We start from the raw sequence: 19,459 nt of genomic DNA, 5'->3' as shown, positions 1-19,459 counted from the left end.
TTGCTCAGGGTTTATAACTAATTGATTAATTAGACTTATTCGTCATCAATTGAGTTTGCGTAACCTTCAGCATCTAATAATGCGTCAAGTTCAGCGGCGTCATCTAATTTAACTTTGAATAACCAACCGTCACCAAATGCGTCAGAGTTAACTAACTCAGGTGAATCTTCAAGGTCTTCGTTTACTTCGATAACTTCACCAGAAACAGGTGCGTAAATATCAGAAGCGGCTTTAACAGACTCAGCTACGGCTACGTCGTCACCAGTACTTATTTCATCACCAACATCTGGTAATTCAACAAATACCATGTCACCTAAAAGGCCTTGTGCGTGCTCAGTAATACCGATTGTTACTGTACCGTCGCCTTCGTTACGTACCCACTCGTGAGATGTTGCATATTTTAACTCAGAAGGAATGTTGCTCATTTTTTTGTTTCCTAATAATTTTAAATTTAAATCTGTTAATAAACTATGAAATTGTTTACTCAAATAAACTGTTAGCATTTAGCTAAGTTGCTTATATTCTAGCCAAACAATTTCATTTTGGAATTAGTTTTTATACTATTTTCGCTAAAATGTTATTTAAAGCGAATTAACATACTTTTTTACCGTTTCTTACGAAGCTTGGTTTGATAACTTTTACATCAACCGACTTCTTACGCATTTCTACTTGTACTGTGTCTTCTAACTTAACCGCACGAGGTACTCTTGCCATCGCAATTGAGTAACCTAATGTAGGTGAAAAGGTACCTGAAGTAATAACGCCTTCGCCATGTTCAGTAATAACTTTTAAACCAGTGCGTAAAACACCTTTCGCTTCCATCACTAAACCAACAAGTTTATGTTGATCGCCGGCGGCGCGTTGTGCAGTTAATACGTCACGACCGATAAAGTTGCGATCTGCGTCATCCCAAGCAATAGTCCATGCCATGTTAGCAGCAAGTGGCGATACAGTTTCGTCCATATCTAAACCGTAAAGGTTCATACCTGCTTCTAAACGTAAGGTGTCACGAGCACCTAAGCCACATGGCGTAACACCAGCATCAACAAGTTGTTGCCAGAAATCGGCAGCCATATCTGCAGGTAATGCAATTTCGTAACCGTTTTCACCAGTGTAACCAGTAGTAGCAATAAATAAATCGCCCGCTTGAACACTAAAGAATGGCTTCATACCATCAACCGCAGCAGTTTGTTCTGCAGTTAGTAAGGTAGCAACTTTTGCTTTTGCTTGTGGACCCTGAATAGCAATCATTGCAAATTCAGGACGTTCAGTAATTGTTACGGAGTAATCCGCGGCTTGTTTGTTGATCCAAGCTAAATCTTTTTCGCGAGTTGCCGAATTAACAACTAAACGGTATTCAGTGTCAGTGTAGAAATAAACGATCAAATCATCAATTACGCCACCTTCTTCATTACACATACCGGTATAAAGAGCTTTACCAGCAACTTCCAACTTTGCCACATCGTTAATCACTAAACGACGTAAGAAAGCTTTTGCATCGCTTCCTTGTATATCAACAATAGTCATGTGCGATACATCAAACATACCAGCGTTGGTGCGAACAGCATGATGTTCTTCTATTTGTGAGCCATAGTTAATTGGCATTTCCCAGCCGTAAAAATCAACCATTTTTGCGCCACATTCTAAGTGCTTAGCGTGTAATACCGTTTTATTAGTCATATGTTTTCACTTTTAACTTTGGGTTAGTTCAGTCTATTTAGCTGAAACCTAACGCTTTGTCGAATTAGTAACCGAAAAAGCTAATAATTCGTTACGAAAATTTGCCGAAGATTATACGTCGGAGTTTACCTCCGATCAATTCAAAATAGTCATATTTAAAACAATAAACCGTCAATTTGATTCATTCAGCATATAATTCTAAAACCACCAAATTATCCGAATTTAATTTCGCATGATGAAATTTAAAAAACGATAATATTAAGACAATTCCATTTTTTATATCAGAAGGTTATATAGGCGATACCATTCAAGATGCAAGTTTCAAATGCGTTTTGAATGGCAACGGATATTAGAGCGGATCTTTTACTTTAGAAAGTTCAGGTAAATTTGCGGTTTGACCCATGGCTTGTTTGATCAATAGTTGTTTTAACGGCGAGATATTATTTAATAATGCCATGCCCATGCCACGAACAAATTTAGGCAATACTTGCTGCAGGCTAAAGCCTTGTTTAATTGACTCCATTGCGGTAATCATTTCAGTAGCATCATTTTTTCGCCAACGACTAAAATGCCCCAGTAATTTACCATCAGCCAGCTCTTTATCATCGCTTAACGCGCTAACAATAGTTTGCGCTAATGCTGCGGCATCAACTAAACCTAAGTTAACTCCTTGGCCAGCAAGTGGATGAATAGTATGCGCGGCATCGCCAATAAGTACGACTCGGTCTTTTACAAACTCCCGTACTATACGCATGGTTAATGGAAAACTTACCCGTTCACTTTGTACGCTAACTTGGCCAAGTTTGCCATCGCTTGCTGCGGTTATTTCTTTGTTAAACTCTTCTGCAGAAAGTGCTTTTACTCGCGCAGCCTCTTCGGGAGGTAATGACCATACTATTGAACAAGTGTTTTGTTGGTAAAGCGGTAAAAACGCTAATGGACCGGTATTTAAAAATACTTGCCATGCGGTCTTTTGATGGCCTTGGCTACATGCAACACTTGCGACTACGGCGTGATGATCGTAATCACGAAAAGTTATTGGCATATCAAGTTGTTTACGTACCCACGAATTTGCACCATCAGCGCCAACCACTAGTTTTGCAATTATCGGCGTATGATCGCTAAAGCTTAAAAACACTTCACTTTCGCCAGTACCAATACTGGTGAGCGTTTGTTGAATCACGGTTATGTTGTCATGCTGATCTGCGGCTTGGTAAAGGGCATTACGAATAACGTCATTTTCAATAATAGTGCCTAAGCAGTCATCATTATTGGAGGAGTTTGGTAAATCATTTAAGTCAAAATCTAAATGGCCAAAACCGTCCTTATCCCATACATGCATATTAGTATACGCTTGGCTGCGAACTCGGGTAATATCTGACCACACACCTAAGTTAGTAAATAGTTGCTTACTGGCATCATTAATCGCGCTTACCCTTAAATGAGGAGTATCGCTAATAGGGTTTAACGGCTGGCTATCAATAATGGCTACTTTTAATGGCGTTTGTTTACAAATAGCTAAAGCTGCGGTTAAACCCACCATGCCACCACCAACAATAACGATATCGTAACTTTGCATTTATTCTACTTTCCTACGTGCTATTCATCCTGGTGTATACCGGGAACTACTTATAACTTCCTGAACTCGTTTCAGGATCTGCTTCTAGCTTCAAGCTTCAAGCTTCAACGAGTATGCCCCATTGTTTTCTCAGCCAACGCTTTCTTTAATGGCGCTAAATAATTCAATACTTTCAAACCAACGCCCCTGCCAACTACTAGTGGTAAATGCTTATTAGAAAATAAATGCACTAACGAGTCAGTTAAAGCGATAACTTGATTATGATCTTCTGCACGATTATCAGCGTAATGTCTTAAATGTTTATGGCTACCAATGTCTGCATTTTCAGCGAGTGCTTGTGCTATGGTTTGCGCCATTTGTTTAACGTCGCGCATGCCAAGGTTAAATCCTTGTCCCGCAATAGGGTGCAATGTATGCGATGCATTACCAACAAGCGCCATACGGTGATGAATTTGCTCATCGGCCTGAATTAATTTTAACGGGTAGCTAAAGCGTTTACCTACATGGCGAAAACTGCCAAGCCAACTACCAAAAGCGTTTTCAAGTTGTTGGGAAAATTCATCATCTGATAACGCTAAAAGTGGTGTGACTTGCTCGGGTGTTACCGTCCACACTAACGAACATCTATCATCAGTCATAGGTAACATAGCCAATGGCCCATATTCGGTAAAGCGTTCAAACGCTCTGCCTTTGTGTGCTTTACTTGGAGTTACGTTGGCAATGATGGCCACTTGTTGGTAATCAGACTCTTGGCTTGAAATTTTAGCTTGCTGTCGACATACCGATTGGCCACCATCGCAGCCGAGCAATAAATTAGCACTTAGAGAATTACCATTGGCTAAAACGACAGTGACTTCATTTTTTTGCCATTTAATATTGGTAATACTTTGCCCTTCAATAAAGTGCACATTAGCGCATTGCTTTAACGGGGTTATTAAACAATTACCAATGGCCTGCATTTCACTGACAAAGCCTAACGCAGATACACCATAATCAGTGGCATTCATTCGTGCTTTGCCGTAATAACCGCGATCAGAAATATGAATATTGGCAATTGCCATGGCATCAGGTTTTAACGCTTGCCAAACACCAAGTTCTTGCAGGTAAGTAGCCGTACCATGCGATAAGGCAATCACCCGCGCATCATAACTTTTAGGTAAATTGTCTTTAATTGCAAACGCTTCAACAACCGCAATAGACAGCTTTGTACCATCGGCTTTACTAAGTTTAGACAAGGCTAACGCCATACTTGCGCCAGCTAAGCCAGCGCCAGATATGATCACGTCAAAGTTAATTGGTGTTGTCATTATTCGCTATTACTTATTCATCACAGCTTCAATGTCGCTGATAGTTTTAGGCGCATTAACGGTTAAGTTCTCATAGCCATTTTTAGTTACTAAAATATTATCTTCAATTCGCACACCTAAACCTTGCCATTTGTCATCAACAGAGGCTTCGGCATCTATATATAAACCGGGTTCAATGGTCATTACCATACCTGGTTCAAAGCTGCGTAATTGTTTGCGGTTTTCATCCATGTGGTAATCACCGACATCATGCACATCTAAACCCAGCCAATGGCCTAAGCCATGAATGAAATATTTTTTACAGGCTTTTTCTTCAATAAGCGAATCTAAGTCACCTTCTAATAAGCCAAGCTCTAATAAGCCTTCTGCTAATACAGCATTTACAATGTCATTTAACTCGGCAAAGTTAGCTCCGGGCTTTATTGCCTCAATAGCAGCCATTTGCGATTTTAATACTAAATTATAAAGTGCGGCTTGCTCTTCATTAAATTTACCATTTACTGGGAAGGTACGGGTGATATCAGCGGCGTATCCGGCTAACTCAGCACCCGCATCAATTAATAATAAGTCATCATCAATTAACACTTCGTCATTGTCGGTATAATGTAAAATAGTGGCGTTTTCTCCACCGCCAACAATTGAACCATAAGCTGCAGTACGGGCACCGTTTGAGGCAAATTCATGCAGTATTTCTGCTTCAACTTGATATTCAAATACGCCTTGTTTGGTAAACTCCATCGCGCGCTTGTGAGCATTACCAGAAATTACATTAGCTTCACGCATCACTTGAATTTCAGCGTCAGATTTTATTAAGCGCATTTCATGAATAGTTTCACGAAGATCGATAATGGTATTTGGCGCAGTTAGGCCTTGTTTTACTCCGCCGCGCAATACATCTAAACAAGCAAACACTAAACGGTCAAACTCATCTTGTGCGCCTTGGGCAAACAATAAAGTTTGTTTGGCATTAATGTACATCGGCAGTACTTGTTCTAACTCATCTAAGGTATAAGTTAAATCAAATGCGTAATCAGATTGAGCTTTTTCAGCGCCAACTCTACGACCATGCCATACTTCTTGCTCAGGATCTTTATCACGGCAAAATAATACCGACTCAAACTCATCGCCTTTAACCAACACTAATAATGCATCAGGCTCATGAAACCCAGTTAAGTAGTAAAAGTCTTTGTCTTGGCAAAATAAAAATTCGGTATCACGTGAGCGAGTCACTTCTTTATTGGCAGGTATTAATGCCACTGAATTTTCAGGCATTGCAGCAAGCAGTTTTTCACGGCGAGCAACAAATTCGCTCACGTCAATTTTGGTATGTTTCATAAATATTGTATTCGATTAATGTAATGTGTTTTCGGCGTTATTTGCGTCAGGCTTAGCACCTAATTCAGCAAAACATAATAGTGCGGAAATGCGAACATACTCTAAAATTTCATAATAGGCATTTTCGGTTTCTTCATCTTCTTCTAATTCACTAGAAAGGTTGGCAATGTCGCCAAAGTCTTTAATGATTTCAGCAACGTCTTCAGAGAATTTAGTTTTGTCTTTTTGTTGTAAGCCAAAACCCAAGTTAAAGCCTTGTACCCATAAGCTCAGCGCAGGTCCACGTTCAACCATAGCTTCTTCATCATCAGGCAACAACAACTGAAAACTAAAATTGTCATCAAGCACTGCTTGCCAAATATCACCATATAGTTGCTTTAGTAAATCTTTTAGGTTTTTACCTAAACCTTCACCATTATTGAAAAAGTCACTAATAAGAGACAAGTAGCTGTCATCTTCAAAGGCAAAACCCGAACTAATAACACCGGTTAATAAACCATGAATTTCTGAGGCACTGCCTTGAAAATTCTCACCACCTAGGGCTGCTTGCACGCTAGCAAAACTTAAAGACGTTTGTTCACTCATCTGCTTATATTCTTTGTATAAAATTATCTTGTAATCCTAACACTCAAAGGCGAATTCGACCAGTTTTTATAGGTAGAGTGCTCATTAATATAGCGCTAACTGGTTATTATTTAATATATATTTGATTAGGGATAAGTTATTCATAAATTTTCTACATTTTAATACATTTATACTGCCTTTCTGGGTTATAATTAACATAAGTTCCCTGGGGTGTTCGGTTATTAACTATGTCCCTGAGCCGATAAGTTTTACCTAAGGGGGTCTATCGGTTGCTATTGAGCAGGCCCAACTTGTTTGGGAAGCCTACGGTAATTGTGCGATCTCCGCCTTGAACACACGGTTGTTCGAGGACTGGTGTTAATAATGGCATTTTGGGGAACTGCTTTTCTTTTTAAAATAACTAGGGTCAGAGTCACGTTATTTTGATTTAACTTACTCTGACCCTAGTTATTTTTTGAGTTCGGTGTTTAGAATTAACTTGACTCTGACCCTAGTTATTTTTACCTTCTGTGTATGACTTCTAATCAGCCAATAGCGCACTCATCCTCTACTCCCAATAAATCACGAGCACAAATTCGTGCGGATATTCGTCGTCTACGCCAACAACTCACTAAACTTGAACAACAACAAGCAAGTGCTGCTATTAGCGCTAAACTAAGCCTGCATCCACAAGTAGTGGCAGCAGACAGTATTGCGGTATACCTTGCCAATGATGGTGAGTTAGATTTGGTTGATTTTATTCAGTGGTGCTGGCAACAAAATAAGCAAGTATACCTGCCGGTAATACACCCGTTTTGTAAAGGCAATTTACTATTTTTGCATTATTTGCCAAGCACACCTTTGGTAAACAATAAATATGGTATTAGCGAACCAAAATTAAATGTAGGTAATGTATTACCCGTTGCGCAATTAGACGTATTAATTACCCCTCTAGTAGCGTTTGACTCTACAGGTAACCGTATTGGCATGGGTGGTGGTTTTTACGATAGAACGTTAGCCACTTGGCATAAGCTATTCATCCAACAACCCAAACAAAGCAATAAACAACATTCTAAACAGATCAAGCCGTTCCCACTTGGTGTTGCTCATACTTGCCAAAAAATAGCCGAAGTACCTGTTGAGCATTGGGATATTCCGTTAGCTGAAATACTTAGCCCAGAATAACAAGTAAATCGCCATAAATTGATCCCTCATCGATAAATAAAACATTTAACCTTAACGCCTACGAGGTTATAATCTGCGCAATTAACTAATACCAAGTATTAAATACAAAACAGGATCGAATATGACCCAAGATGAAATGAAAAAAGCCGCAGCAATAAAAGCATTAGAATTTGTTGAGCAAGACAGCATAGTTGGTGTGGGAACAGGCTCTACGGTAAATCATTTTATCGACGCTCTAGCAACAATTAAGCATACGATTGTTGGAGCAGTATCTAGTTCAGAAGCTTCTACCGAGCGCTTAAAAGACTACGGCATTGAAGTTTTCGATTTAAACTCAGTTGACGATTTAGCGGTATATGTAGACGGCGCCGATGAAATCACCGAACACATGCATATGATCAAAGGTGGTGGTGCTGCCCTTACCCGTGAAAAAATTGTTGCGGCAGTTGCTAAAAAATTCGTTTGTATCTGTGATGAAAGCAAGCAAGTTGGGGTATTAGGTAATTTTCCATTACCGGTTGAAGTAATTCCAATGGCGCGCAGCTATGTGGCACGTGAACTAGTAAAACTTGGCGGCGATCCTGTTTACCGTGAAGGAGTTGTTACCGACAACGGCAATGTAATTTTAGATGTATATAACATGCAAATTTTAAATCCGATAGAAATGGAAACTAACATTAACGCCTTAGTTGGCGTAGTAACCAACGGTTTATTTGCAAATCGCGGCGCAGATGTGTTGGTACTTGGCACACCGAACGGCAGCAAAGTTATCTCTTAAAGAGATAACTAAATAACACCCCACGTAAACAGGCAGTCTTTACTGCCTGCATTTTTATTAATGATCAATAATTAAAACTTATAAATTTTTACAACAAAAAGCTTAGACAGCAAGCACACACCGAATAATATTCAACACAAACAAGTATCACAGTATTAAAATCACTCGTAAGTAAAATTTCCGATTTAAATAAACACCAGTCAATACGCAACTTTGCTATGTTATAAAATAGATATAAATGCACTAAAATAGTTCTTTCGAGTTTTAACTCTATATGTTAGTTTATACCTTCATTCAGATATCTAGCCATCTAAAACAGTTAGATTCAAACGACCCAATTTGTTATTTAATACGCATCCTGAATAATATTCAGTGGCAGTACATAAAGAGTTAATCAGCTATGACCATAAAATCTTTGCACAAAGACAAAATTAAAATTCTTCTTCTTGAAGGCGTACACCAATCAGCTTTAGAGGTATTAAAGTCGAACGGTTATAGCAACATTGAATACGTGAAAAGCGCATTAGATGATGAAGAGCTAAAGCAAAAAATTAGCGATGTACATTTTGTAGGTATTCGCTCGCGCACTCAGTTAACTGACGATGTAATAGCGCATGCCAATAAGTTAGCGGCTATTGGTTGTTTTTGTATCGGTACTAATCAAGTAAATATTGAAGCAGCACAAATTCGCGGTATTCCAGTATTTAACGCGCCGTTTTCAAATACACGTTCGGTAGCCGAATTAGTACTTGGTGAAACCTTATTATTACTTCGTGGTATTCCTGAAAAGAGCGCTCTAGCCCATCGCGGAGTTTGGCAAAAGACAGCCGTTGGCTCAGTTGAAGCTCGTGGTAAAACATTAGGTATTATTGGTTACGGCCATATTGGTACACAATTAGGCATTTTAGCCGAGCATGTTGGCATGCGAGTTAAGTTTTACGACATTGAAACTAAATTGCCATTAGGTAATGCCAGCCAAGTAGACAGCATGACCGAGCTATTAAATACTGCCGATGTTATTACCTTACATGTACCAGAAACTGCCTCTACGCAAAATATGATGGGCGTTGCAGAATTTGATGCGATGAAACAAGGTGCCATTTTCATTAATGCCGCCCGTGGTACTGTGGTTGATATTGACGCCCTTGCAGAAGCGATTGAATCTAAAAAGCTTGGCGGCGCAGCCATTGATGTATTCCCAGTAGAGCCCGGTTCAAATGATGAAGAATTTGTATCTCCATTACGTGCCTTTGATAATGTTATTTTAACGCCGCATATTGGTGGTAGCACTAAAGAAGCGCAAGAAAACATTGGTCGTGAAGTATCAGGTAAAATTGTTAAATACTCAGACAATGGCTCAACGCTATCTGCGGTTAACTTCCCTGAGGTATCACTACCTGCTCATACCGATCGTTCACGCTTATTTCATATACATCACAACCAACCAGGTGTATTAACGCAAATTAACAAAGCGTTTGCCGAACGTGATATCAACATTGCAGCTCAGTATTTACAAACCGACGATAAAATTGGTTATGTAGTTATCGATGTTGAAACACATCACGCTGAAACCGCATTAAAAGAATTAAAAGCCATTGATGGCACAATTAGAGCACGCCTAATTCACTAATTGGCTCACTAATTGGCTCATTAATTGGCTCACTAACTAGTTTGCTAGTTAATTTATACATACAAGTAAATATCAAACCGACTGTCGTGCTAACGCCACAGTCGGTTTTTTGTTTAACTCCATTAATTCGGAGCTTGTAATCACAATTTAAACAAATAATAATGAATCATGTTCATTAGTTATTTACATTATTCAGCAACAAAGCCTAATGCTTGTTTAACAACAAACACCTGGTTTTTAGTGCCATTCTTTTTACCTCTACTTGCGTTTTTATATTCGCCTAACAGCTTTGCGGTATTTCAAACGCCGCCTACTGCAACGACAGAAAAGCACAGTGCAAACACTCTTACTTTTAGCGAAATTGATGCTTTATTAGCACAGGCACTAAACGTTAAAAGTTCTAATAAAGAAGAGTCGGCGCGCATTATCAAGAAATTAACCGCCATACAATCGCAATTAAATTACCGCCAACAAGGTGAATTAACCTATTTAACCGCCTATAACGCTTACTTAATGGGTAATAGACATAAGTCGGTAGCTCTGCATAAAAGTATGCAAAATTCAAAATTAATAAAACATCGAACGCGCGCGAGTAGCACGTTATTAAACCTGTATTTAGTTGAGCAAAATTTTATTGCCGGAACAAAATTAATCCCGCAACTATTGCAAGATAGTGAATCGTTAACCGATAAAAATATAAAAGGCGATGTATATGAAGTCATTGCTTATTATTATAATGAATTAAATCAACCACAAACGGCGCTTACATTTTTAAAGGCTATAAATACCGATAATTATTCTGCTCGAGATCATTGTTATCATCACAACCACTACACAGATGCAAAACTACAACTTACCGGTTATTTAGCAGAGAAAAGCTATATTGATAGCACCATAAAGGCCTGTGAGCTAGCGGGTGAGCATCTCTCAGCAAACATTACTCGGACTGACATTGCCAAACACTTAATTGACCAAAAGAAATATCAACTTGCACTTAATTTGTTATTACCTAAATTGAGCCAAGTTGAAACAATAAAATATAGCAACTTATCGCTTAACTTTTATAGTTATATAGCAACAGCGTATTTTCATTTAAATGATTTTACTAAGGCATTAGAGTTTGCCCAAAAAGCTGAAAACGTGCCTATGTTATTGAAGTACCACAAAGCCTATAGCGACTTATACTCAACCTTGGCAGAGCTGCATAATAAGCTTGGTAATATTGATAAAGCATTGGAATATTTATATATTTACCAACAAAAAATGGCAGTAAGTTTAGATATAGAGCAGCAAAAACAATTGGCCAGTGCACAAATTGATCATCAGGTGTACGGGCAGTATCGCATAAGAGACAAACTTGTCTTAGAAAAACAGCAAGCCGAACAGAAGCATAATGATGCGTTTAGTGAAATGTTAACGTATATGGACAAGTTTAGAGCTGGGCGGATGTTATTTGCCTTGCAAATATTTACCATTTTACTGCTCGGCGCCATTATATTGTACATTCGTCATTTACAAATAACTGAAAATGATAAAAACCGCCACGATCCTTTAACTCAGTTATTTAACCGCAATCGTTTTATCGACTTAGCCGCAACCACTATTTATCAACATAAAAAGTGGCAGCTTAACTTGAGCTTATTAGTGGTTAATATTGATGGTTTTAGAAGTTTTAATCATAAACATGGCATTGAAAAAGGCGATCAATCGTTAAAGCTTATCGCGCAACTTTTACATAATTACGTATACAAAAATGAACATATAGCGCGCAGTGGTGCTGACGAATTTAGTTTATTTTTGCCCAAGTGCGATGCTAAGCAAGCATTGCATATTGCCGAAAAAATTCACCTCGAAGTAGCGCAACTTAGCGATAAAATGCATCTAGACGAAATAATTAACGTTAGCATAGGTATTTCTGACGCTGAGTTAAGCGAGTATTCGTTAAAATATTTACTTTCTGATAGCTCAACAGCATTACGCAAAGCCAAAGCCGATGGTGGTAATAAAACCTGCTGTTTTGAAACAACAATGACCGACCGTGATAAATATAAAGTAGACGACAGCGAATTAAAGTATATTTTTGAATAAGTAAGACGATTTAATGCAATTTGAAACAAACAATTATGCCATGCAATTACTGCACGCTGATGATCAAGAGTTTTTTACTGGCCTGTATCAAGACCCAACCACCTGCAAATATACTGGTGGGGTATTCACTAAAGAGCAAGCGTTTGCGCGCTTTGAGTTTTGTTTAAAGCGCAACACACAAAACACCTTGCTGACCTTTACCATTACAGGTAAAGCTAAGGGTAAAAGCAAAGATACATGCGACAAACATCCGCAGGGTTTTTGTATGTTGGTGTGGAGTAAAACGCTGCCTACGGTTGAGGTTGGCATCATGTTAAAAAGCGAATATATCGGCAAAGGCATCGCAAAAGAAGTATTGGCCGAGTTATTAACTGTTGCCTTTAGCAAAGTAGGCATTGAGCGGTTAATGATCCGCACCAATGTTAATAACAGCGCGATGATAAAAACCATTGAACGCTTTCGCTACCCCACAGATAAAATAACCACTGAGCAAATAAATGCTGACAGGATAAGCGCTGATAGCAAAATAATGTACACCGATGATGATTATTATTGGTATATTGATAAGCCTGCTTAAGCTGCAAGCTATTGGCTTCAAGCTTCAAGCTTCAAGCTGCAAATGAAAGCGAACAACAATAACAAGAGCACTATGACTGACATACAACAAAAACAAGGCAGTTTAGTCTGCGTAGGCACCGGCATTACCCTAGGCGCGCACATTACCCCTATCGCCAAAAGCCATATTGAACAGGCCGACATTGTGTTTATTACCGGTAACACCGGTTTTATGCAAATGTGGCTAACTGAGCTAAACCCGAACGTGCACGATTTACAGCAGTATTACCAAGAAGGTAAACCCCGAAGCCGTACCTATCAGCAAATGATGGACGAAATGCTCAACGCGATGCGCCAAGGAAAAAAAGTAGTTGGCGCCTTTTATGGCCACCCGGGGATGTTTGTTACCCCAACCCATAAAGCGATTAAACAGGCGCAAGCTGAAGGATATTTTGCCAAAATGGAAGCGGGCATAAGCGCTGAAGATTGTTTAATTTCTGATTGCGGAATAGACCCTGGCCGAGTCGGCTGTGCCAACTTTGAAGCCAGTCAGTTTATTAACTTTCAGCGACAAATCGATAACAGTGCGCATTTAATACTCTGGCAAGTCGGTTTTGTGGGTGATACTACCCTTACCCAGTTTTCAACGGGCGAGCAATACCGGGCAATATTGGTTGAGGTACTCAACCAACACTACCCTGTCGATCATGAAATTATTTTATATGAAGCCGCCAGCACGGCACTTGAGCAACCGCGCATTGATAAAATGCCGTTGCAAGATTTTATTGATGCCGAGGTGAAACAAATAACCACCATGATCATTCCGCCAAGTGCTAAGCTTAAAGTGAATAAACGCATTCAAGCAAAATTGGCCGAGCTGGAAAAACAGCGTAATGCGCCAGCGCTTAGTAGTGTTTGATTTTACTAAGCAGTTTTAGGTAAATAGAATTAATATTTAGCTCAATAAATATAATCAACAGCTCTAATCAATAAAAATATTGTTTAGATTCAAGTTTTTATTGAAATTACCATAAAAACTGACCATGATAACTACAGCTAGGTATTAGGATGTTACTAGGCTTACATTTTATCCTTATTTTTGAAAACAGGGATAAAACCAAATAAAAATAAATAACAAGATAGAGGATATTATGACAACAATCATTAGCTTACTAAACAAACTGGGCAGCCAGGCAGAATTAGCCAACCTAAACGAGACGCAATTAACTGCGCTTGCAAAAGCGCACGGCCTAAATACAGCACAGATTAATTTACTGTTAGCGGGCGACACCAATGCACTTGAACAATTGTTTAATACCCCTAAAGTCGTATGCCAAGGTGTACACGATCCAAAAGATGTCCCCGATCAAGAAGACTCTCCAGCAAAAGATGATAAAATACAACAAGCAATTTAATGTTCAGTAAAAAAGCATTATAAAGCCAGACTATGAGCAAAATCCGAAACATTGCAGCTTTAAAAAAAATTGCGCAAGGTTTTGGTTTTTGCTTTTTTATGCTCCTCGGTCTTGCTTTTACCAGCCTAAGCCTTATTAGCCTGAACGCACAGGCAAGTAGCCCAACGACACAAACGACTAACCTACCAATACAAGAAAATAACTTAACAACTGCTGAAATTGATACATTAATTGCACAATCTAGCGCTATTCGCTCTAGTGATAGCAAACAATTTAACCAAAACCTTGCGCTACTATCGCAACAAAAAGCGCGACTTAGCACAGCGCAACACGAAGATTATCTGTATTTACAGGCCTATAAGTTAGCTATTGAAGGAAATTATGCTCAATCTATTCTTATTAATAAGAAAGTAGAAAATTCAAAAAATATAAATGTACGTGTCAGAAGCTTAAAAACCCAGTTAAACCTGCAATTTATGTTAAATAATTTTGATGAAAGCAATCGCTTAACCGATACGCTATTAACTGAACTAATTAACATAACAAACATCTCATTGAAAAACGATTCATTACAAATTATCTCTTTTTATTATAACCATATAGAAGAATATCAACTGGCATTAAATTACTTTCATTTAATTGATGAAAGTACACTATCGAATCGTAGTATATGTTACCTGCAACATAATAAATTATTGAGTTTATTAGGATTAAAGAAAATAACCGCCGATGACTCAGCCATTTCTAAACTCGCTAATTTTTGCTATAACAATAATGAATTTATCCAAGGCAATAGTTTGCTGTTAGAGCAAGCGAGGTATTTAAATCAAGAGCAAAAATACGCAAAAGCGGTTGAGGTATTAACCGCGCAGCAGGCACAAATATTAGCGACAACATATACTCCTCACTACCTAATGTTATTTAGCCAATTATCCAGAGCTTATCTTGGCCTTAACCAGCTTGCCCTTGCCAGCCAATACGGCGAAAAAGCATTGGCACAAATAAACGCGGATGATAAGTCAAAGTGGGCGCTGCAAACGTTTAAAATACTCGCCGAAATTGCCAATCAGCAGGGCGACTTTGCGCAAGGAGTAGAGTATTTACAGCGCTATGAAAAAATTCAAGTAAGCGTTAACTCTATTGACCAGCAAAAAGCCTTTGCCCGGGCACAAATAGATCATGCCTATTTGAATAAAGTACAATTTAAAGAAAAGTTATTTGAAGAAAAGCAACAAGCCGAACAAAAACACAACGATGCGTTTAGTGAAATGTTAGGGTATATAAGCAAGTTTGAAGCTGGGCGAGTGTTATTTGCCGTACAAATATTTACCATATTACTGCTCGGCGCCGCTATATTGGGTATTCGTCATTTACAAATAACTGAAAACGACAAAAACCGCCACGACCCATTAACCAATTTATTTAACCGCAATCGCTTTATTGACTTAGCCGCAACTACTGTTTATCAGCATAAAAAATGGCAAGTCACCTTAAGTTTATTAGTGGTTAACATTGATGGTTTTAGAGGTTTCAATCAAAAAAATGGCTATGACAATGGTGATAAATTATTAAAGCTTACTACAGAAATATTGCACAATTACGTGCACCAGCCTGAACATATTGCTCGCAGCGGTGCAGCTGAATTTAGTTTATTGTTACCAAAGTTAAATGCTAAGCAAGCAGTGCAAATTGCAGAAAATATTCACCTTGAAATAGCCCAACTTAGCAATGAATTACACTGTCAAGATGAAACAATAAGCGCCAGTATAGGTATTAGTGATGGTGAGTTAAGTGAATACTCATTAAAATATTTACTGTGCGATAGCTCAAAAGCATTGCGCAAAGCTAAAGCTGCTGGTGGTAATAAAACTTGCTGTTTTGAAGCTACAATGACTGATCGTGAAAAATATAAAATTGAAGATAACGGCTTAAAGTACATTTTTGAATAATGAATAAATTGGCTCTAATATAGATAAGCACTAATATGGATAAACACTAACATGACCAAACTTAACTGTTTTTGGCTTAAACAAGGTAAAGCATTTAGCAAAGTTACACGTGCAATGCTATTTTTGTTGCTGCTTATCCCGCAATTTAGTGCAGTGGCGCAAGCCGAAGAAAATTCATTAATCATTCAAAACTTATCTACTGACGAGTTAATTGCCCAAGCAATAAAGATAAAAAGTAGTGATATAGAATTTAGTCAAAATATTATAAAAGAGTTAAAATCACGCCGTTATAACATGACTTGGCAACAACAAGATCAATATCAATATTTAGTTGCTTATGAACAAATTATTTTAGGTAATTATCAACAAGCGATTGATCTTAGTGGAGCAAATAAAGATTCCAGAAACATTAATTATAGACTTAGAGCTTACAATAACATTCTTTTTTTAAATGTTTTAATTGGCCAATATTCAGCTGCAGCAGATAATATAAAACCGATTTCAACCCAGTTAAAAGCCAAGCAAATAGATACCGATACATTAATTAAAACCTACACCACGTTAGCGTATTTCTATAATCAGTTACATGATCCACAGCAGGCTTTAGAGTACGTAGAGCACATATTAGTTAATGACAATATGCATATAACCGACAGAGAACAATGTTTTTTAGGTGTGCAACATATCTATGCTTTACAAGGTTTAAATAAATTACTAAGCAATGTAAGCATCATTGACCAATATTATAATATCTGCAGTAAAATAAATGAACGTTTAATTGCTGATGAAATTGTTGCTACTCATGCATTTTCGCTACTTGAGATTAATAAACCAGAGCAGGCTATACAGCTACTGCAGGAAAATTATCAAAACGTCATCGACCAAAATTATCCACAAAATTACCTGCGCTTTAACAGTTATTTGGCCAAAGCTCACCTGCAATTAAATAACGTTAGTAAAGCCAATGAATTTGCCGACAAAACCTTAACGCTTGCTGATGAGTATCCTAACCACCCAACATTAATGATCGTCAATAAAGTTAAATATGAAGTGGCCAAATTTAATAAAGATAACCAAGCTGAATTTACCAGCTTGCAGAATAAAATTAAATTACAGCATGAACTAGCACTAGAAACTAAAGACAAATCTTTAGCACTAAATAGTTTAAGGTATGATTTAGATGAGTTAGAAGGTGAACTTTTAGGCTATCAAACAAGAATAAATAATGAATTAAAACAAGAAAAAATTAACATCGCCAACAACAGTGTTTTCGCCAACTTTTTGATCAGTAATCGACTGATTCAATTGATATTAGCGGGATTTATAATTTGGTTGATCCGATCGGTTTTTATTAATTTAAAACTAAAGAAGCAAATAATCTCTAACCTTGTTATTGATAAAGCGACTGATTGCTTACACCGGCATGCATTTTTACTTCAGGCAGAGCAATTATTAGAGCATGCCAAGAAAAATGGCAAACCTTATAGTTTAGCGATCATGAATATTGATAACTTACGAGAAGTAAATGAAATACAAGGTAATGATAGAACTGATCGATTAATCAACCTAATGCTGAATATACACAAGAATATTTTTGATCAAAACACCTTAGTGGGTCGCTTAGGTGGTGATGAATTTGTATTTTTACTAAAAGACAGTTCAATAAAACGAGCAATAGAATTATGTGAACAATATCGCTTAGAAACAAATTTTTTAGATACTAAACAAATTTGTTATCAATTTGATGTAACCGCAAGTTTTGGTATAAGTGACACAGAAATAAGTGGCTATAGCATGATGAATTTATTAAGTGACACTGAGCAAGCACTAAAACAAGCAAAAGATGAATGTAAAAATTGTACTTGCGGTTTTGAAGGCAGGCCTAGGCAAGAAGTCGACGCACTAGCGTCGTCTTGTACTTGATACGGGATCTATTTAGCGGCAGAGGTCAGTACATCTGGTTGATTATACCAATTCCGATAATTATATGGTCTACTTTTTAGTGAGGAAAAATGGATAAATACAAGGCATAAAATTTGATAAGTAGTTATTCTCCTTAAAGGTTTTATAACGCAGTAGTTATTCATTTTAACCAATAAAAATGAGCAGGTAATTATTGGACTTGGTATTAATAGCCCATAAAGCTTTCTAGTATGATCACCGCTGATTGGCAATCGACATTATCTTTTTGCAAATTTCGATAGCCGCCTTGCTCAAATAAATGCGCTTTCGCATCGGCTGTGGTTAAGCGCTCGTCTTGCAAGTTAACTTCAAGACCAAAACGTCCGGATAAACGTTTAGCAAACTTTTTGGCACGTAGAGTTAACGGTTGTTCAGTGCCGTCCATATTCAGAGGTAAGCCAACCACCAATAAGTCTGGTTGCCATTCTTTGACAATTTTAGCCATATCATCCCAATTAGGAATGCCATCTTTAGCTTTAATTGATTTAACCGGCGATGCACTGCAAGTGATCTCTTGACCAACAGCAATGCCAATGTATTTAGTTCCAAAATCAAACCCTAACAAGGTGCGCTGCCCCTGTGGTTTTACTGACTTTGCCATGAATGTTCCTTTGTTATTGTTTTGGTTTAACTAGCTCGCTATTAACGTCAAGTCGTCACTCCCGTGAAGACGGGAGTCCATTATGAATACCCGATACCCGAACAAGCCGGGCATGACGTAGCCGGGCACGACTTAGCCGGGTATGACGGTGTCACAGGAAGTGCCAGCTATTTCCTGAACTCGTTTCAGGATCTGCTCTTCGTTCCTAGTTCCTAGTTCCTAGTTTCTTGCCTAAGCATGCCCTACATCACTTGATAAATGCCCCAGGTCAATACCAAGCTTTTCCGCCGCTTTTTGCCAACGGAGCTCAATCGGGGTATCGAATAAAATCTCTTTATCGGCAGGGGTTGTTAGCCATGAATTTTCTTGTAATTCTTTTTCTAGCTGACCAGATCCCCAACCAGCATAACCTAAAGTTACGATAAATTTTTCTGGTGATTTATCTGTGCCTAACGCTTCTAGAATATCTTTGCTGGTAGTGATCATAATATCGTTGCCAAGTTCGAGTGAACTGCTCCACCCTTGTTGAGTATTATGTAGTACAAATCCTCTATCGGTTGAAACTGGCCCACCTGCAAGTACGCGCTGGTTCAGCTTATCAACTTCTATGTTGTCAGCATCAATTTGAGAAAGTAACTCATTTAAGGTGATTCTTACCGGAATATTGATCACTAACCCCATAGCGCCATCTTCGTTGTGCTCACAAATATAGGTTACCGTTTTATGAAAATACGGATCCTTTAAGCTCGGCATGGCGATAAGCAATTGGTTTTCTAGACTTTCCATAGAGTATTCCATTATTTACCACTGTAAAAGTTAATCACTTTATAA

17 protein-coding genes and 1 other RNA gene are annotated in these 19,459 nt (G+C 38.1%); 10 read left to right on the top strand and 8 right to left on the bottom strand.

The annotated features are described in order from the left end of the window. Positions 1-35: 35 nt before the first annotated feature. The 6 genes from gcvH to RGQ13_RS04480 form a co-directional block, all read right to left on the bottom strand. The gene (gene gcvH / locus RGQ13_RS04505; protein ID WP_348392367.1) at positions 36-425 is read right to left on the bottom strand and encodes a glycine cleavage system protein GcvH; all 390 of its coding nucleotides are present in this window, start codon (positions 423-425) and stop codon (positions 36-38) included. Between the two features lie 166 nt (positions 426-591). Beyond that, complete coding sequence (gene gcvT, locus RGQ13_RS04500) at positions 592-1,680, bottom strand: glycine cleavage system aminomethyltransferase GcvT (RefSeq protein ID WP_348392366.1); 1,089 nt, start codon at positions 1,678-1,680, stop codon at positions 592-594. A gap of 349 nt (positions 1,681-2,029) precedes the next feature. Beyond that, entirely contained in the window at positions 2,030-3,259 is a 1,230-nt protein-coding gene (locus RGQ13_RS04495) for an FAD-dependent monooxygenase (protein WP_348392365.1), read from the bottom strand. A 104-nt stretch (positions 3,260-3,363) separates the two neighbouring features. After that, positions 3,364-4,566 carry a 2-octaprenyl-6-methoxyphenyl hydroxylase gene (ubiH, locus tag RGQ13_RS04490; RefSeq protein WP_348392364.1) on the bottom strand — a complete coding sequence of 401 codons (1,203 nt, stop codon included), beginning with the start codon at positions 4,564-4,566 and terminating at the stop codon, positions 3,364-3,366. A gap of 9 nt (positions 4,567-4,575) precedes the next feature. Continuing rightward, positions 4,576-5,901 carry a Xaa-Pro aminopeptidase gene (pepP, locus tag RGQ13_RS04485; protein ID WP_348392363.1) on the bottom strand — a complete coding sequence of 442 codons (1,326 nt, stop codon included), beginning with the start codon at positions 5,899-5,901 and terminating at the stop codon, positions 4,576-4,578. A 15-nt stretch (positions 5,902-5,916) separates the two neighbouring features. Then, on the bottom strand, positions 5,917-6,486 hold the full coding sequence (locus RGQ13_RS04480) for a UPF0149 family protein (protein ID WP_348392362.1): 570 nt from the start codon (positions 6,484-6,486) through the stop codon (positions 5,917-5,919). Between the two features lie 199 nt (positions 6,487-6,685). On the opposite strand from RGQ13_RS04480, the gene ssrS reads away from it, so the two are divergent. The 10 genes from ssrS to RGQ13_RS04430 all read left to right on the top strand — a co-directional run bounded on the left by ssrS (position 6,686) and on the right by RGQ13_RS04430 (position 17,988). Then, a non-coding RNA gene (gene ssrS / locus RGQ13_RS04475) (6S RNA) lies at positions 6,686-6,868 on the top strand. Between the two features lie 131 nt (positions 6,869-6,999). Beyond that, entirely contained in the window at positions 7,000-7,650 is a 651-nt protein-coding gene (locus RGQ13_RS04470; RefSeq protein ID WP_348392361.1) for a 5-formyltetrahydrofolate cyclo-ligase, read from the top strand. Positions 7,651-7,771: 121 nt separating this feature from the next. Continuing rightward, complete coding sequence (rpiA, locus tag RGQ13_RS04465) at positions 7,772-8,428, top strand: ribose-5-phosphate isomerase RpiA (protein ID WP_348392360.1); 657 nt, start codon at positions 7,772-7,774, stop codon at positions 8,426-8,428. A 400-nt stretch (positions 8,429-8,828) separates the two neighbouring features. Next, positions 8,829-10,058: a phosphoglycerate dehydrogenase gene (serA, locus tag RGQ13_RS04460; protein WP_348392359.1), complete on the top strand. Its 1,230-nt coding sequence runs from the start codon at positions 8,829-8,831 to the stop codon at positions 10,056-10,058. Between the two features lie 168 nt (positions 10,059-10,226). Further along, positions 10,227-12,146, top strand: a complete 1,920-nt coding sequence (locus tag RGQ13_RS04455; RefSeq protein WP_348392358.1) for a GGDEF domain-containing protein — start codon at positions 10,227-10,229, stop codon at positions 12,144-12,146. A 13-nt stretch (positions 12,147-12,159) separates the two neighbouring features. After that, positions 12,160-12,723 (top strand): GNAT family N-acetyltransferase, encoded by a 564-nt coding sequence (locus RGQ13_RS04450; protein ID WP_348392357.1) that lies wholly within the window; start codon positions 12,160-12,162, stop codon positions 12,721-12,723. Positions 12,724-12,795: 72 nt separating this feature from the next. Next, entirely contained in the window at positions 12,796-13,620 is an 825-nt protein-coding gene (locus RGQ13_RS04445) for an SAM-dependent methyltransferase (protein WP_348392356.1), read from the top strand. Between the two features lie 232 nt (positions 13,621-13,852). After that, positions 13,853-14,116 carry a hypothetical protein gene (locus RGQ13_RS04440; protein WP_348392355.1) on the top strand — a complete coding sequence of 88 codons (264 nt, stop codon included), beginning with the start codon at positions 13,853-13,855 and terminating at the stop codon, positions 14,114-14,116. Positions 14,117-14,148: 32 nt separating this feature from the next. Next, positions 14,149-16,065: a tetratricopeptide repeat-containing diguanylate cyclase gene (locus tag RGQ13_RS04435; protein ID WP_348392354.1), complete on the top strand. Its 1,917-nt coding sequence runs from the start codon at positions 14,149-14,151 to the stop codon at positions 16,063-16,065. Between the two features lie 51 nt (positions 16,066-16,116). Further along, complete coding sequence (locus tag RGQ13_RS04430) at positions 16,117-17,988, top strand: GGDEF domain-containing protein (protein ID WP_348392353.1); 1,872 nt, start codon at positions 16,117-16,119, stop codon at positions 17,986-17,988. Positions 17,989-18,193: 205 nt separating this feature from the next. On the opposite strand, the gene ruvX is transcribed toward RGQ13_RS04430, so the two are convergent. Both ruvX and RGQ13_RS04420 read right to left on the bottom strand, forming a co-directional pair. Beyond that, entirely contained in the window at positions 18,194-18,628 is a 435-nt protein-coding gene (ruvX, locus tag RGQ13_RS04425; RefSeq protein ID WP_348392352.1) for a Holliday junction resolvase RuvX, read from the bottom strand. Between the two features lie 231 nt (positions 18,629-18,859). Further along, positions 18,860-19,414 carry a YqgE/AlgH family protein gene (locus RGQ13_RS04420; RefSeq protein ID WP_348392351.1) on the bottom strand — a complete coding sequence of 185 codons (555 nt, stop codon included), beginning with the start codon at positions 19,412-19,414 and terminating at the stop codon, positions 18,860-18,862. Positions 19,415-19,459: the final 45 nt, after the last annotated feature.

It is taken from the genome of Thalassotalea psychrophila (assembly GCF_031583595.1).
GTDB classification, from domain to species: domain Bacteria; phylum Pseudomonadota; class Gammaproteobacteria; order Enterobacterales; family Alteromonadaceae; genus Thalassotalea_A; species Thalassotalea_A psychrophila.
The sequence above is the reverse complement of the archived record's forward strand: the minus strand, read 5'-3'. Positions and strand labels throughout refer to the sequence as shown.

Bases quoted from the DNA above. Each gene is read 5' to 3' on its own strand.
- RGQ13_RS04440 (WP_348392355.1), top strand. From the start codon at position 13,853: ATGACAACAATCATTAGCTTACTAAACAAACTGGGCAGCCAGGCAGAA.
- serA (WP_348392359.1), top strand. From the start codon at position 8,829: ATGACCATAAAATCTTTGCACAAAGACAAAATTAAAATTCTTCTTCTT.
- RGQ13_RS04445 (WP_348392356.1), top strand. From the start codon at position 12,796: ATGACTGACATACAACAAAAACAAGGCAGTTTAGTCTGCGTAGGCACC.
- RGQ13_RS04495 (WP_348392365.1), bottom strand. From the start codon at position 3,259: ATGCAAAGTTACGATATCGTTATTGTTGGTGGTGGCATGGTGGGTTTA.
- RGQ13_RS04420 (WP_348392351.1), bottom strand. From the start codon at position 19,414: ATGGAAAGTCTAGAAAACCAATTGCTTATCGCCATGCCGAGCTTAAAG.
- gcvH (WP_348392367.1), bottom strand. From the start codon at position 425: ATGAGCAACATTCCTTCTGAGTTAAAATATGCAACATCTCACGAGTGG.
- rpiA (WP_348392360.1), top strand. From the start codon at position 7,772: ATGACCCAAGATGAAATGAAAAAAGCCGCAGCAATAAAAGCATTAGAA.
- gcvT (WP_348392366.1), bottom strand. From the start codon at position 1,680: ATGACTAATAAAACGGTATTACACGCTAAGCACTTAGAATGTGGCGCA.
- pepP (WP_348392363.1), bottom strand. From the start codon at position 5,901: ATGAAACATACCAAAATTGACGTGAGCGAATTTGTTGCTCGCCGTGAA.
- RGQ13_RS04480 (WP_348392362.1), bottom strand. From the start codon at position 6,486: ATGAGTGAACAAACGTCTTTAAGTTTTGCTAGCGTGCAAGCAGCCCTA.
- RGQ13_RS04455 (WP_348392358.1), top strand. From the start codon at position 10,227: ATGTTCATTAGTTATTTACATTATTCAGCAACAAAGCCTAATGCTTGT.
- RGQ13_RS04430 (WP_348392353.1), top strand. From the start codon at position 16,117: ATGACCAAACTTAACTGTTTTTGGCTTAAACAAGGTAAAGCATTTAGC.
- RGQ13_RS04470 (WP_348392361.1), top strand. From the start codon at position 7,000: ATGACTTCTAATCAGCCAATAGCGCACTCATCCTCTACTCCCAATAAA.
- ubiH (WP_348392364.1), bottom strand. From the start codon at position 4,566: ATGACAACACCAATTAACTTTGACGTGATCATATCTGGCGCTGGCTTA.
- RGQ13_RS04450 (WP_348392357.1), top strand. From the start codon at position 12,160: ATGCAATTTGAAACAAACAATTATGCCATGCAATTACTGCACGCTGAT.
- RGQ13_RS04435 (WP_348392354.1), top strand. From the start codon at position 14,149: ATGAGCAAAATCCGAAACATTGCAGCTTTAAAAAAAATTGCGCAAGGT.
- ruvX (WP_348392352.1), bottom strand. From the start codon at position 18,628: ATGGCAAAGTCAGTAAAACCACAGGGGCAGCGCACCTTGTTAGGGTTT.